This is a genomic window from Clostridium puniceum, from assembly GCF_002006345.1.
Lineage (GTDB): Bacteria > Bacillota > Clostridia > Clostridiales > Clostridiaceae > Clostridium > Clostridium puniceum.
Map to the genome: position 1 here is coordinate 52,108 of NZ_LZZM01000154.1, position 16,033 is coordinate 68,140.

The 16,033-nt window shown below is 27.7% G+C and carries 10 protein-coding genes, 1 pseudogene and 1 riboswitch; of the genes and pseudogenes, 10 read left to right on the plus strand and 1 reads right to left on the minus strand.

Annotation, left to right across the window (positions count from 1 at the left end; all coding sequences use genetic code 11):
* Positions 1-261: 261 nt before the first annotated feature.
* From CLPUN_RS29185 to CLPUN_RS12505, 9 genes and pseudogenes are all read left to right on the plus strand, one after another.
* Positions 262-384, plus strand: coding sequence for a hypothetical protein (locus CLPUN_RS29185; protein ID WP_278281645.1), 123 nt, complete (start codon positions 262-264; stop codon positions 382-384).
* A 321-nt stretch (positions 385-705) separates the two neighbouring features.
* Positions 706-2,565, plus strand: a complete 1,860-nt coding sequence (gene ltrA / locus CLPUN_RS12470) for a group II intron reverse transcriptase/maturase (protein WP_077847605.1) — start codon at positions 706-708, stop codon at positions 2,563-2,565.
* An 88-nt stretch (positions 2,566-2,653) separates the two neighbouring features.
* Positions 2,654-4,345, plus strand: a pseudogene (locus tag CLPUN_RS12475) (YgiQ family radical SAM protein); the annotation flags it as partial.
* A gap of 122 nt (positions 4,346-4,467) precedes the next feature.
* Positions 4,468-4,549, plus strand: a riboswitch (cyclic di-GMP riboswitch).
* A gap of 215 nt (positions 4,550-4,764) precedes the next feature.
* The gene (locus tag CLPUN_RS12480; RefSeq protein WP_242954123.1) at positions 4,765-7,065 is read left to right on the plus strand and encodes a glycosyltransferase; all 2,301 of its coding nucleotides are present in this window, start codon (positions 4,765-4,767) and stop codon (positions 7,063-7,065) included.
* 73 nt (positions 7,066-7,138) lie between these two features.
* Complete coding sequence (locus CLPUN_RS12485; RefSeq protein ID WP_077847606.1) at positions 7,139-8,245, plus strand: hypothetical protein; 1,107 nt, start codon at positions 7,139-7,141, stop codon at positions 8,243-8,245.
* A gap of 384 nt (positions 8,246-8,629) precedes the next feature.
* Positions 8,630-9,895: an MBOAT family O-acyltransferase gene (locus tag CLPUN_RS12490; protein ID WP_341425133.1), complete on the plus strand. Its 1,266-nt coding sequence runs from the start codon at positions 8,630-8,632 to the stop codon at positions 9,893-9,895.
* Positions 9,896-9,920: 25 nt separating this feature from the next.
* Entirely contained in the window at positions 9,921-11,150 is a 1,230-nt protein-coding gene (locus tag CLPUN_RS12495) for an alginate O-acetyltransferase AlgX-related protein (RefSeq protein ID WP_077847608.1), read from the plus strand.
* Between the two features lie 29 nt (positions 11,151-11,179).
* On the plus strand, positions 11,180-12,133 hold the full coding sequence (locus CLPUN_RS12500; protein WP_207652748.1) for a polysaccharide deacetylase family protein: 954 nt from the start codon (positions 11,180-11,182) through the stop codon (positions 12,131-12,133).
* A gap of 198 nt (positions 12,134-12,331) precedes the next feature.
* Positions 12,332-13,090: an exodeoxyribonuclease III gene (locus tag CLPUN_RS12505; RefSeq protein ID WP_077847610.1), complete on the plus strand. Its 759-nt coding sequence runs from the start codon at positions 12,332-12,334 to the stop codon at positions 13,088-13,090.
* Between the two features lie 89 nt (positions 13,091-13,179).
* Here the strand turns inward: CLPUN_RS12505 and CLPUN_RS12510 are convergent, their stop codons facing one another.
* A complete protein-coding gene (locus tag CLPUN_RS12510) occupies positions 13,180-13,860 on the minus strand; it encodes a DUF624 domain-containing protein (RefSeq protein ID WP_077847611.1) in 681 nt (226 codons plus the stop codon).
* A gap of 585 nt (positions 13,861-14,445) precedes the next feature.
* Here CLPUN_RS12510 and CLPUN_RS12515 point away from each other — a divergent pair.
* The gene (locus CLPUN_RS12515; protein ID WP_077847612.1) at positions 14,446-15,789 is read left to right on the plus strand and encodes an ABC transporter substrate-binding protein; all 1,344 of its coding nucleotides are present in this window, start codon (positions 14,446-14,448) and stop codon (positions 15,787-15,789) included.
* The last annotated feature ends 244 nt before the right edge of the window (positions 15,790-16,033 follow it).

Genomic DNA, 16,033 nt, shown 5'->3' on the forward strand with positions numbered 1-16,033 from the left:
TATTGTAGAAATGCAATAGCACTTATTTGAGTGGCTTTAGAGGGTGAGTAAAAATATGATTTATGAAAATCCTTATATTCTCATGGGGAGTATTGTTAAAGCAGGACTAAAGAAACGACCTAAGGATATATGTAAGAGATAGAGAAATTGGAACGTGGAAAGCTAATGACATGGAGGCTCTTATAAGCCTATGAAATGGTTGCTAGGAAAATGAAAATGTGGTAAAATACCCCTATCTTTACAGATAGGAGGTACAATAAAATGGATAGATTTAATAGAGAGATTACCCAACGTAGAATCAATAAGAATACTGTTGAAATCACTGAAGTAATCAGAAAAAATGGCTCTATAATAAGAAAAAATGTAACAAAAATTAGAGCTTAATTTAAAACATAATATGTTAGAGGTGATTCCTAATAATTACCTCTAATGTATCTATATATTATATATCCATTTTATTAAAATGTTATGCAATTTAAATTTTATTCACATAAATTAAAATTCATATAACTAGTATTTACGTTAGTGAGAGTAGTGCCACAGTACCGATGAAGCAATGATAATAAATTGTGGAGGGATAGGCACAAGTCAATTATTTAAAAATATTTAAATTTATTATTTCATAAAAATTTGGGATTCGAGTAGGACTAAGAGAGATTATATTCCATTTATAATATTATGAATAAGGAGTAATCGCCCTAAACAATGTATAATACGGAAAGAAAAGAAATTCTTAAAAAGCAATTTAATAAGACATTAAAGAAAGATAATTTACGTTATAATGAATATTATGACATGCAAAAGACTTTTGATAATCTTTATAAGCAAAGTCAGAACAATAGTAAATTCACAAGGTTATATAATATTATAAGTAGTGATAGAAATATATTATTGGCATATCGAACCATTAAAAGAAATCACGGTAGTAAAACACCTGGAACCAATAGACACAATATTAAATATATAGAGGATAAACCTACTAGAGATTATATAATCTATATAAAAAGTAGATTAGAAAATTATAATCCTCAAACGGTTCGAAGGGTAGAAATACCAAAATCGAATGGTAAAACGAGACCCTTGGGTATTCCCTGTATAGAAGATAGAATAATTCAGCAATGTATTAAACAGGTTTTAGAACCTATATGTGAAGCAAAGTTTCACCCTAATAATTATGGGTTTAGACCTAACCGCAGTACAGAACATGCGATGGCTTATCTAGTTAAAAAGATAAATCAAGACCATATGTATTATGTGGTAGATATCGACATTAAAGGTTTCTTTGATAATGTAAATCACAGTAAGCTATTAAAGCAGATGTGGACATTAGGTATAAGAGATAAGAAACTATTATGCATAATAAGTAAGATGTTGAAAGCTGAAATAGAAAATATCGGAATACCAAATAAGGGAGTACCTCAAGGTGGAATTTTATCACCTCTATTATCGAATATTGTTCTTAATGAACTAGATTGGTGGATAAGTAATCAATGGGAAACATTTCCTACAGATTATAAATATGGTCAAAATTGCCATAAATATAGAGCTATGAAGAAAACTAACTTAAAAGAAATATATGTCGTGCGTTATGCTGATGATTTTAAAATCATTTGTAGGACACACGATTCTGCTAAAAGAATTTATATCGCTACACAAAAATGGCTAAAAGAAAGATTAAATCTTGACATTAGTCCCGATAAATCTCGAATAACAGATATGAGAAAATCAGCATCTGAATTTTTAGGATTTAAAGTAAAAGCTATATTAAAAGGTAACAAATATGTAGCCTATACTAGTGTATCTGACAAAGCCCAAAAGAATATCAGAAATAATATAAAAGAGCAACTAATTAAAATTAAACGATGTCCTATACATAAGGAAGTTTATATTTATAACAAAATAGTTGCCGGTGTGCAGAACTACTATAAAATAGCTAGTAATGTATACATAGATTTTAGATCGATAGAATATAATCTTTCGTTTTGTCTTAAACAAAAATTGAAATCAGTTAAAATGAATAATGGATACAAACCAGTTGAATACATCAAACGGTATCAAAAATATGAAGGTAAAGAAATTTACGTAGATAAATTAATTTTATATCCTATTAGAGAAATACGAACAAGATTCCCCATAGGATTTAATCAGATATTATCAAACTACACTAAAGAAGGTAGATTTATAATACATTCTAACGTAGGTTACTTAGACGAAAATGTCTTAGGATATTTAGCTAGACATCCTATAGCAAAGGAAAGTGTAGAATATAATGATAATAGAATCTCACTTTACTCAGCACAGAAGGGAAAATGTAAAATTACAGGATTACCTTTAAACGAGTTTAATATGAAGGTTCACCACATTATATCAAAAGATAATGGTGGTGATGATGGATATAAAAATTTAATTTTAATCACAACTTTGATTGATAAATTGATACATGGGAATAGTTTAAAACTGATTGAATATTATTTAGAACAAATTAAACTGACTGGAAATCAATTAAGAAAACTAAATCAATACCGTAAAAAGATTGGAAATGAAATAATAGAAATTGATAAATAATTGATGGAACGCCGTATGTAATGAAAGTTACACGTACGGTGTGGAGCAGGGGAAAAGTTGGAGATGATATCAAAAACTTACCTATTGCTATTATACCGTAAGCAAGAGGCTACGTGAAAAAGATCTTTATTCACCAGGTGGAGAAATGGGTCTTAGACCAGATAGAGCAACTATTGTTTATTGTAATAAAATAAGAGAAGCCTACAAGGATATTAATATTGTAATTGGTGGAATAGAAGCAAGTCTTAGAAGATTTGCACACTATGATTATTGGAGTGACAAAGTAAGAAAATCAATGCTTATTGATAGTACGGCAGATTTATTGATATATGGCATGGGAGAAAAGCAAATTGTGGCAGTTGCAGAAAGCTTAAAAAATGGAGTTGATGCAAAGTATATAACTTATGTAAGAGGTACTTGTTATGTAACAGAAAGTCTACAAGATGTACAGGATTATGTTGAAATTCCATCATATAAAGAAGTCTGTACAAATAAGCGCAAATATGCAGAAGCAAGCAAAATTGAATATGAAGAACAAGATTCAGTAAGAGGTCATATTATTGTACAAAAACACGGAAATAAGTATTTAGTTCAAAATAAACCTGAAGCACCTTTAAATAGAGAAGAGTTAGATGAAGTTTATGGACTTACATATATGAAGAATTTTCATCCCATATATGAAGGTAAAGGTGGAATTGCTGCAATTGAAGAAGTTAAATTTAGCACAGTAAGCTCAAGAGGTTGCTTTGGAGATTGTAAATTTTGTGCTATAACCTTTCATCAAGGAAGAGTTGTTCAAAGCAGAAGTAAAAAATCAATATTACATGAAGTTGAGGAAATTACGCAATTGCCTGATTTTAAAGGATATATACATGATGTTGGAGGGCCTACTGCAAACTTTAGAAAGCCAGCATGCAGTAAACAATTAGCGTTTGGCGCTTGCAAAGGAAAAGAATGTTTATCACCAAATGTTTGTGAAAATATGGATGTAGATCATGGTGAATATTTAGATTTACTTAGAGCTATAAGAAAAGTTCCGAAGGTGAAAAAAGCGTTTGTTCGTTCTGGGCTTAGATATGATTATATTATGGCTGATAAAGATGATACTTTTTTTAAAGAATTAGTGGAGCATCATGTAAGCGGTAAATTAAAAGTGGCGCCAGAACACGTTTCAAAAGATGTTTTAAAATACATGGGTAAACCAGCAGGGGAAACTTATGATAAATTTGTAGCTAAATTTGAGAAACTAACAAAGAAAATAGGAAAAAAACAATATATAATTCCATATTTAATGTCTTCTCATCCAGGAAGTACATTAAATTGTGCTATTGAGCTTGCAGAATATTTAAGAGATATAAATTATCAACCAGAGCAAGTGCAGGATTTTTATCCAACACCAGGAACTTTAGCGACTACAATGTATTATACAGGACTTGATCCTATGACAATGAAAGAAGTTTATGTACCTAAAACTAAACATGAAAAAGCTATGCAGAGGGCACTTCTTCAATTTAAAAATCCAAAGTATTACACATTGGTATATGAGGCGTTAACTCAAGGTGGAAGAATAGATTTGATTGGAAATGGACCTAAATGCCTTATAAGGAATAAGAGTCATGCAAATAATAATTCAGATGGAAAAAGTTCAATTAAATTGGGAAACAATAAAAAAAATGCTCGCAAAGTCAATAAAGATAAATCTGTAAATGAAAAAAACAAATTTCAAAGTGGTAAGAAGAAAAATGTAAGAACAAAACACAAAAATAAAGGAAGACTATAAAATTTGACTGATTTGTATAAATAAAATTATAATATAGAAATATTTATACAAATAAAGTCGAGAAAAGAGATTTATTGACTTTATTTGTATATAATGATACAATAATTGACATATAACTGAGTATAATCGGGAAGCTATGAAGAATTTTCTTTATTTGGGCACTTAGAGAATTTGGAGCTAGTAGTGCAACCGGCCAACAATTAATAGAAATATTAATTGTTGGTTTTTTTATATATAATTGAGGATTTTCATAATTTAAACTAAAAAAATTTAATATGATATATGGTATATTTATACTAAATCTATATACCATATATTAATAAAATTTAATAAATAGGTTGATTGTGGAATTTATTAAATCATTAGAAATTAAAAAATGAATTTTTGAGAAAGTGGTGAGAATCATAAATTTAAAAATATTGAAAAATAAACTTTTGATTATAGGAACAATATTATCATCATCTATTTATTTAGTATGGAGAATTTTTTTTACAATACCTTTTGAAAGTGGAATTATAGGACTTATATGTGGTATTTTTTTATTATTGGTAGAGATTGTAGGAATGATGGAAGCGGCAATACATTATTATAGTATGTCAAATATTGATTATCCAACAAAACCAGATGTGAGTGAAAGTTTATTTCCAGATGTAGATGTATTCATCGCAACTTATAATGAACCAGTAGAATTACTTTATAAGACGGTTACCGGGTGTATTAATATGGAATATCCAGATAAAAGTAAAGTACATATTTATATTTGCGACGATTCCAATCGACCTGAAATGAAAGAGCTTGCTGATTTTATGAAAATTAATTATGTTACAAGAACGGAAAGAAAAGATGCTAAAGCTGGAAATTTAAATAATGCATTAGCACATTCAAGTTCGCCATTAGTTGTAACATTTGATGCAGACATGATTCCGATGCATGATTTCTTAAAAACTTGTGTACCTTATTTTTTGACAAAAGAAAAAATTGGATTTGTTCAAACGCCTCAGAGTTTTTATAATCCAGATTTATTTCAATATTTCTTATTTTCAGAGGGAAGGATTCCTAATGAACAAGATTATTTCTACCGCGATATTCAAGTTTCGAGAAATAAAACTAATTCAGTAATATATGGTGGCTCTAATACTATGATTTTAAGAAAAGCCTTAGAGGAAATTGGCGGATTTTATACAAAAGTAATAACTGAGGATTTTGCAACTGGATTACTTATTCAAAGCAAAGGATATAAGTGTTATGCAATTGATGAAGTACATGCATCAGGGCTTTCACCAGATGATTTGAAAAGTCTAATTAAACAAAGAGAACGTTGGAGCAGAGGATGCATCCAAACAGGAAGGAAACTCAACATTCTTTTTAGAAAAGGTCTTAATATACAACAAAAACTTAGTTATATTTCTGCTATTTCATATTGGTACTCAGGTTTAAAAAGATTAGCATATATAATGGCACCAATTATGTTTGCAGTATTTGGAATAGTTGTTGTAAAATGTGATCTTGTACAAGTGCTTATATTTTGGTTGCCAATGTATTTGTTTAGTGATGCAACTCTAAAGAAATTATCTAATAATATTAGAAGTACAAAATTGACCAATATATATGAGACTATTTTATTTCCATCACTTCTTCCAGTAGTGCTTTTAGAAACCTTTGGAATAACACAAAAAAAATTTGCAGTTACAAGAAAAGATGGAGGGGCTGAAGATGATAGAAAATATCAAATAAAAAAAGCTATACCCCATATATTTTTTGGAATACTTTCTGTAATTGGGATTGTAAATTGTATAGAGATGACATTTGAATTAGGTTCGCCTGTATATATAGTACTGCTGTTTTGGCTTGTAGTAAATTTTTATAATATTATTATGTCAATATTTTTTATGATAGGAAGAAAAGCATATAGAAAAGCTGAAAGATTTCCAGCGGAAATTCAATGTAATATTTCTTATGATAATGAAGACATAAAATGCATGACAATTGATATTTCAGAAGGAGGAATTTCTGTTATATTAGATAACCCAATATATATGCCGTATGAGAAGAATATTGGGATTTCACTGTTTACAGAAAGATATATATCTAACTTTCAAGGAAATATTGTTCATGTAGCACAAATTGGCGAGAAATGGAAATATGCTTTTAAATTAATTAAAATAGATGATGATAATTTAAAGCAACTACTAGGAATAATATATGATCGAGTACCAACTCTGCCTAAGTACATTGAGAAAAACAATAGTATTTTTGATGATATTAGAATTAATATTTTAAAAAGAGGAAAGAAGTCGGTTTTATTTAACAGAAAGCTTCCACGTATAGTGTTAAATAAAAAATTGAAATCTGAAGAATGTGGTATTATTACACTCTGTAATTTCAATTATGAATATGCTGTTATAAAAACAGATATTAAGTATAGAAATGTTAAAGAAATAACAGTTCATGTGAATGATAAAATTGATTTTAAGTGCATGTTAGATAAACCTATAGATTATGAAAAATCATTTAAAGGAAAAAAAAGGCTTATAGAAGATTCGTCTCAATTATATAAAATTCAGCAATATGATTCTTTAGCAAAAAACGAAACTTTTAAAAGTGGATTATTAAATTGGATAACGGAATATAAAAATGAGATTTTAATAAAAAAACAGCAGCAATTACAACAAAGAAAGTCAAAATCTCTTTATGAATTTGATGAAATGTCATATTTATAATATAAAAATGTTGTATAGAAATTAATTTAAAGATTAAATTAGATTGGAGTTCGTATTAATTAGGGAGGTTAGAATGAATTGTGCTAAAATAAATAAGGAAATAATAATGCTTATTTGCATCATGGTAATAAGTTTCATAAATTCTACATATGTTTATGGATTATCAGATTTAGAATTTACAGAATTTGCTCCAATTAATATGGAAAAAACAGCCAATGGAGCAATTGTAGAAGTAAATTCAAATGAGACTTATGGATATGAATTAGATGTAAATATGAGTACAAAGGGATTAAATGAAGGATATTATACTGCATATTTATATGAAGATAAAAGTAGTGATTGGTCTAATTATGAAGCGATGAGTTTTCATGTTAGTAATAATTCTGATAATCCAATAAGAATAAATATGAATATAAAAAAAGGTGAAGATAAAGTATTTTCTCCATCTAATGACAATATTATTCTAATTCAGAAAAATAATTCTGAGATAATCGAAAAAGTAAAACCATCATATGGAACAGTAGAATTACCTGAACGCTTTGAAGGTATTATATATATACCATTTAATAGTTTTAGAGAAGAAAATGGTTCATTTTTAGATGGAACAAATAAAATTTCATCATGGGGAATTATAGCTACTTTAGCAGAAAATGAAGAGAGAAATTTTAAACTAAGTAGATTTAACTTGATTAATAAAGGATCAAAATTAGAAACTTATTTTGATAGTAATTCATTTATTAAAGGAAAAAGTATTGTACAAATACCAATAGTAGGGGAATCTATTTCTGATTACAAAATTGAAGGAAGTAATAGAAATATTCAGTTTAAGCTTGATAATGATATAGATGGAATAACAATTAGCGAAAATGGTCGTTTGACTGTTACACCAGATGTAGTACCTCAAAAAATTGAAATAAGTGCTGTATTAGATAATAGTATAAGTGAAAAAATACAAATACAATTAGTCACATCCTGGACACTTAGCGCGCAAGAAGTTGATGGAACAAGTAAAAGTATTGCAAAGCCTGATCAAATAAAAGAAATCATAAACAGTAATGAAAAAAATATATTAACTAATAATGTTTTGATAAACACAAGAATAGTTATAGTTTTTATTTCTATAATATTTGGAGGTTTATATTGGAGCTGGAACAGAAAAAATAAGGATAAACTTCTTTGAAGGTTAAAAATGTTTTACAATGACTGAGTTTAGAGAGAAAAATGTATAAAATAATTTGGTTGAAGAGGATAAAATATTAGAAAGCTTATATATTTATAATTCTATAAGTTAATAAATATATATTCTAATAAGTAACCTCCATACATTTAGTTACTGTATAATAGGTAAATGTAGTAAATTAATTAGAACTTATATATTGAAAAATTTAAATTTTAAGGGGGAAAGAGAGTGCTTTTTTCAAGCGTAATATTTTTATTTTATTTTCTTCCCATAGTTTTAATATTATACTATGGGACTTGTTTTTCAAAAAAAATACAAAATGCAGTATTGCTTATTTCTAGTTTGTTTTTTTATGCATGGGGAGAAACAAAATTTATAATACTTATGATTGGGTCTATATTTATAAATTATTTATTTGGATTGATAATTGATAAATATAGAGAAAATAAAGAAAAAGCAAAAATTATTATAATCAGCATGTGTATAACTAATTTATCAATACTTTTTGTATTTAAGTACTTAGGATTTGTTATTCGTAATATTAATGAAATGCAATCATATCAATTTATAATTCCAAAACTTTCACTACCAATAGGTATTTCATTTTTTACATTTAAGGCTATATCATATGTTATCGATGTTTATAGAAATAATTGTGTTGTACAAAATAATCCATTTTATGTTGGATTATATATAGCATTTTTTCCACAAGTTCTTTCAGGACCCATATCTCGTTATAATATTATAGGAGAACAAATAAAAAACAGAAAAGAAACGTGGCAAAAATTTTCAGTGGGATGTTGTAGATTTATTATAGGTCTTGCAAAAAAAGTTTTAATAGCTGGTAGTATGGCTGTTATTTCAGATAGAATTTTTCAAATGAATTCTAATATTGCTATTCCAATTAGTCTTGCATGGCTAGGATCCATTGCATATACTTTTCAAATATTCTTTGATTTTGCAGGATATTCAGATATGGCAATTGGTCTTGGATTGATGTTTGGATTTAAAATTGATGAAAATTTTAATTATCCATACATATCAAAATCAATAGGAGAATTTTGGCGTAGATGGCATATATCATTGAGTTCATGGTTTAAAGATTATGTTTATTTTCCACTTGGAGGCTCCAGAGTAGCAAACAAAGATAAAGTGATACGTAATTTATTAGTTGTATGGCTATTAACAGGGATTTGGCATGGAGCAGAATGGACATTTATTATTTGGGGATTATTAAATTTTGTGTTTATTGCACTTGAAAAAGTTTTTTCATTTGACGAATTAAAGATTAATAATTCAATAAGACATATATATGCACTTTTTATTATAAACCTTGGATGGGTATTATTTAGATCTAAAGACTTAATAGAAGCAGGAAATTATATTGCCTGTATGTTTGGAGCTAAGAATAATGGATTTTGGAGTGATTATACTTTTATGTTTATAAAGGAAAACTTAATCTTCTTTATTGCAGCTATTTTATTTAGTACACCAATTGCTAAAAAAGCAAATAAATATATTTTTGACAGAGCTGTAGGGTATAAAATAATAGAGGGTATATATCCTTTGGTAATAATATCGTTATTTTTTGTATGTATAAGTTATATAATAAAAGGGTCATATAATCCATTCATTTATTTCAATTTTTAAATTTGAAGAAAGGTAACGTTATATAATGAGTAAATTTTTTGTTAAAAAATTAATAACTTCAATAATTTTCATTGGAATACTTTTTATATTTTCATTTCAAAATATACTAATAGCATATAATCCGCTTAAGGAAGCATTTCAAAATAATGAAATCAATCTATCCAATTTAGATGCAAAAATAAAATTAATAGAAACTACAGTTACTGAAAATGTTTATGCTAAATATTCTTTGATTGAGACTTATGGATATTTACAAAGATTAATGGATAAAAATGAAGAAAATAATTTTGAGGTAATTAAAGATAAGCAGGGTTCTTTGCATTATACATTTTTTGCAGATAAAGCTAATCCGGTATACGATATTGCAACAAGAACGGAAGATTTTAAGAATGGATTAAAAAATAAAGATACAAAATTTGTGTATTTAATGCCACCTGATAAATATATTAAGGGATATTCAGAGTTATCTACAGGAATACCGTATAATTTTGCAAATGAAACAGCAGATAGTTTCCTTGAGTTGCTTAAACAAAAACATATTGATACTATAGATTTACGTGAAAATTTAACTGAAAGTGGAATACCTAATGATGAACTATTTTTTAAAACAGATCATCATTGGAAAATAGAAACAGCTTTTTGGGAATTTGGACAAGTAGTGAATAAATTAAATACTAACTATAATATGAATTTGGATGATAATAAGTTTTATACAAACAAAGAAAACTATAATTTTATAAAGTATGAAAATTCATATATTGGATCAATGGGAAGAAAAGTAGGAAAGTTTTATGGAGGAGTAGATGATTTTACGCTTGTATATCCTAAATTTGAAACTTCTTACACATATTATTCTAAGACTGGAGAACAAGAAATGACTTTGAATGGCAGATTTGAAGAAGCGCTTTTAACTGTATCTCCTTTTAGAACAGAGAAAGGAACATATGCATTAGAAGCAGACAAATATTCCTCCTATTTATTTGGAAATCGGGGAATTGTACATGTGAAAAATAATGATAATCCTAGCGGACCTAATATTTTAATTGTTAAGGATTCTTTTTCTGTACCATTAGCAGCATTTTTATCAACAGTATGCTCGGATATATATTTAATAGATCCTAGGTATTACAAACAAAGTATTCCTGAATTTGTTAATAGTATTGATAATTTAGATATAGTTTTTATGTCTTTCTCACCTCAAGATTTAACTGAAGAGTTTTTCCCATTTTATGAAAAAAATAAGGAGATGAAGTAATTTAAATGAGACATATAAAGTTAATTGTAATGATTTTTTTAATTTATTTACTAACAATGCAATTTCAGATTGAGCCAGCTCTCGCAGTAGAGATGGGTTTTCAGAAAAATACAATAAATTCACCTTCGGCAACTATAATGTTTGATGATGGAGAGGTTGAAGATTATACAATCATGTATCCATATTTTAAATCAAAAGGCATAAAAGGATGCAGTGCTTTAATTAGTTCACAGACAGGAAAAAATATTAATTATCTTAATATGTATCAAATAAATGAGATGAATAACTATGGATGGGATTTTTTATCTCATACAACAGATCATTTAGACTTAACTAGTCTGAGTGTATCTGACGTTAATTATCAATTAAAATCTAGTAAAGATTTTTATGAGAGCAAGGGAATTGAAATTAGTGGTTTAGTTTATCCGTTTAATAATTACAATGATAATGTTGTAAACGAAGTTAAAAAATATTATAGTGCTGCATTTGGATATTATAATGGTAAAGAGCTATATAATACCAATTTGTTAGATAATAGATACAATATATATAGACTTATGTTAGAAGTCCCTTTAGCTACAAATAAGAAGATAATAGATGAGGCTATTAGAAATAACGGATGGGTTGTATTTATGGGGCATGGTCATTATTATAGATCAGAAATATACGCAGATAATTCAGTGTGGCCAGGTAAGTGGGATAATAATTTGCAGAAAACTAAAGAAACAATTGAATATTTACTATCTAAAGGTGTTAGGATTGTCACAGTTAAAGAAGCACTTAAAGAAAAAGCTTGTACAAAACTGGGATGGAACTTTTATCAAAATAATTGGTATTACTTAAAAAATGATTATTCATTAGCTAATGGATGGGAAAGAATAGATAATAAATGGTATTATTTTCATCCAAGCGGACAAATGGCAGCTAATATAACTATTGAGGGTTATGCACTGGATTCATCAGGAGCATGGATAAGCGTGTAGAATAAATTTAAACTATTACCTATATTAAATAATAATATTAACTATAGAAGTATTTAGCTGATATTAATTAGCATATGGTTTTATTTTATTGGTAAAAAATAAACTTTAACTAATATAGATTATATTCTTAATATATTATATAATAAGAATTATTATTATTTGGAAATTATTATACCCCAAAAGTTGGAGGAGATTTAAGTGAAGAAGTTAATTTCATGGAATGTTAATGGGTTAAGAGCATGTGTTAAAAAAGGTTTTTTAGAATATTTTAAAGAAGCAGATGCAGATATCTTTTGTATTCAAGAGAGTAAACTACAAGAAGGTCAAATAGATTTAGATTTAGATGGATATAAAGCTTATTGGAATTATGCAGAAAAGAAAGGTTATTCCGGCACAGCAGTATTTACTAAGGAAGAACCTATGAATGTGAAAATAGGAATTGGAATAGAGGAACATGATACAGAAGGAAGAGTAATAACATTAGAATACAAAGAATTTTATTTAGTTAATGTTTATACTCCAAATTCAAAGCAAGGACTAGAGAGACTAGACTATAGAATGGTGTGGGAAGATGTATTTAGAAATTATTTAAAGGATCTTGAAAAAATCAAACCTGTTATAGTTTGTGGAGATTTAAATGTTGCTCATAATGAAATAGATCTTAAAAATCCAAAAAGTAATAGAAAAAATGCTGGATTTAGTGATGAGGAGAGAGAAAAAATAAAACAGCTTTTAGATGCAGGATTTATAGATACATATAGATACTTCTATCCTAGTAAAGAAGAAGTATATTCATGGTGGTCGTATAGATTTAATGCAAGAGAAAATAATGCAGGGTGGAGAATCGATTACTTTTTAGCTTCAAATAGTTTAAAAGATAAGTTAAAAGATGCTAAAATCCATATGGAAGTAATGGGATCAGATCACTGTCCTGTAGAATTAAAAATTGAATTGTAAATAAATATAAAACCACAAACTAATTACCATTCTACAATATCTGTATAATAGTAATTAGTTTGTGGTTTTATAAATGGAAAATATAATTTTTAATCTTTTATAATAAATTTTTTTATTCCAGGCCAGGAGGTAAAGCTGGCAATGAAAGAAAGCATGCTAAAGGTGAAAATCAAAATAAGCGGAATAGTTAGAGGAAAAAATAAAAGATTGACTATTAAAATAAAACCATAAACTAAAGCTCCTAATAACGTATTTTTTAGACATACTATGCTTAAAAATATAGAATTCTTAAAAATATCCTTTATTGAAAGAGATATAGTAGTCAGTATCGGGAATATGTATAAACAAGCAAGTCCAAATACAACAGTAATAAAAATGCAAAAAAAGAAAACTGCATAAAAAATATGATTTTGTTGTGCCAGCTTAAAATAGAATAAAGTAGAATAGTATAATACTGCAAAGATTGAACAAATTATAAAACTAAAAGTGAAGGATTGCTTCCAATTAGTTTTAAATGCTTCGTGAAAATCAGAGAATAGATAAATATGTTTATTTCGAACCATTGACATTGTAATAGAAGTTAATGCTCCAAATGCTGGACCAATTGTAACTATAGGTATACAATATATAATAAAGATAATATTTAATTTTAGCATATCCCAAAATCTTGAAATAAATAGTTGAAAAAATAATGATAGACCTATTTTGGGTGGTTCGTTTTTTTCTACACCAGCACCTTCACGTTCAAAATTCGGTGAAAATATTCTCATAAAATCAATCTCCTTTAATATGTAAATTGGATTATTTTTTTGTTAGCGTATAACAAATTATAATAAATTTATATAGTAATTTGTTAAAGTAAGTTTAGAAATAGTATATCATTTGAAAGATTGCTGTGCAATATTTAGAAAAAGATACACAGTATATTTTAAGTAAAGTTAAAATAATTTAGAAAAATGTAATATAAAAATGTTGACTTTAATATAGATAGGTGTATAATGAAAACATAAGGACAAAACAAAATACAATACTGAAATCTATGAAAAGGATTACTAAAACGAAAAAATATATAATATTGCAAAAATATGTGTTATATAGTTTATTTGTGGAAAAAATAAGATTTATATAATGAATTTACATTATAATATATTTTAAAAAAAGGTAAAACAAAATTTTGGAAGTATATATTGTGTTTAGAGCCTTAGTGATATACTTGTTTGAAATTAAAAATAAGTATATAAAAGAAATTATACATATTGTTTTAGTCATTATTCTTTTAAATTTACTTTGAAATATGGAGGAATAATGTTCACTAATATATTAACTTCATCTACAAAAAATAGGAGGTCAATAATATGAAAAGTGTAAAAATATTAAAGAAAATTGCAACTATAGCAGCAGCTACATCTCTTGTTGCTACAATGCTAGTAGGATGTGGTAGCGGTGCTACTAGCAGTGATAATAGTGGAAAGGCTTCAACAGCATCATCTTCAGGGGATAAACTACAAATGTGGACATTTGTAGATATGCATGCAAAATTCTATCAAAAAATGTTAGAAAAATGGAATACAAATAACCCTGACAAAAAATTAGATATTGAATTTACTGTTCTTCCTTACGATGACATGCATAACAAATTACAATCTGCATTGTTGTCCGGACAAGGTGCTCCTGATATATGTGATATAGAAGTAGGTAAATTTCCTAATTTCTTGAAGGGAGAGCCACAATTAGAGACTCTTGATGATGTGGTTGGACCTTATAAGGACAAGATAGTTCCATCTCGTCTTGCTCTTTACAGTAAAGAAGGAAAAGTATATGGATTACCAACACATGTTGGAGCTGTTGTTGCATATTACAACACTGAACTTTTAGAAAAAGCAGGCATTGATTATAAGAGTATTGTAACATGGGATGATTTCCAAAAAGCAGGTGAAAAATACTATGCAGCAACTGGAAAGAACTTTGGTACATGTGATACTGCTGGAAGTACAACATTATCACTTATGTTAGGACAACAAAAATCTGATTATGTAACTGCAGATGCTAAGCCAGCAATAAATAGTCCTCAAATGGTTAAAGCAGTTACTAAATTAAAAGATATGCAAAACGCTCATGCTATTGCAACAATTCCAGGTGGACAACCTGATACAACAGATGCTGAAGCTGCAATCAATGCTGGAGACTATGCTGTTGTAATTAAAGCATTATGGTACATGAATAGATTTACAACATATATGCCTGAACAAGCAGGCAAGTGGGCTATTGCTGCACCTCCAACATGGCAAAAAGGTGATCCGCGTTCTATCGGTGATGGTGGAACTGGTACAGTTGTAACTAAGACTGCTAAAAATAAAGATAATGTTAAAGCATTCTTAGCATATGCAAAACTTTCTGAAGATGGAACTAAAGCTATATGGGAAGATTTGGGATTTGATCCGACTAATATGGATGTATGGACTAACAAAGAAATTACTCATAACAAAGATAATCAATATGTAAAATTCTTTAAGACTAATCCTTTTGATGTATTAAATGATATGAAGAGTGAAATACAATTAATTAAATCAACAGAAGCTAGTCCTAATATTGGTGCTGTTATAGCTACAACTACTCTTAATAGTATATTTGAAGATAATAAGGATATAAAACAAACATTAGATGAGGCTCAACAACAAGTAGAAAATGAATTGAAATAAAATTATTTTATAATTGTGGAAAGAAGCTATTAAATGGCTTCTTTCCATTCAATACGAGCAATAGGAGGAAGTTAAGCAATGATTAATAAATTTATATACAATAAAAAAGCAGCACCGTATGTATTCATATTGCCATTTATTCTTGTATTTTTGTTTTTTTTCATTTCTCCAATGATAAATACAATAATAATGAGTTTTCAAGATATATTGCCAGGTTCAAGAAAATTTATAGGAATTCAAAACT

Bases quoted from the DNA above. Each gene is read 5' to 3' on its own strand.
- CLPUN_RS12510 (WP_077847611.1), bottom strand. From the start codon at position 13,860: ATGAGAATATTTTCACCGAATTTTGAACGTGAAGGTGCTGGTGTAGAA.
- CLPUN_RS12515 (WP_077847612.1), top strand. From the start codon at position 14,446: ATGAAAAGTGTAAAAATATTAAAGAAAATTGCAACTATAGCAGCAGCT.
- CLPUN_RS29185 (WP_278281645.1), top strand. From the start codon at position 262: ATGGATAGATTTAATAGAGAGATTACCCAACGTAGAATCAATAAGAAT.
- CLPUN_RS12500 (WP_207652748.1), top strand. From the start codon at position 11,180: ATGATTTTTTTAATTTATTTACTAACAATGCAATTTCAGATTGAGCCA.
- CLPUN_RS12490 (WP_341425133.1), top strand. From the start codon at position 8,630: ATGATTGGGTCTATATTTATAAATTATTTATTTGGATTGATAATTGAT.
- CLPUN_RS12495 (WP_077847608.1), top strand. From the start codon at position 9,921: ATGAGTAAATTTTTTGTTAAAAAATTAATAACTTCAATAATTTTCATT.
- ltrA (WP_077847605.1), top strand. From the start codon at position 706: ATGTATAATACGGAAAGAAAAGAAATTCTTAAAAAGCAATTTAATAAG.
- CLPUN_RS12485 (WP_077847606.1), top strand. From the start codon at position 7,139: ATGAATTGTGCTAAAATAAATAAGGAAATAATAATGCTTATTTGCATC.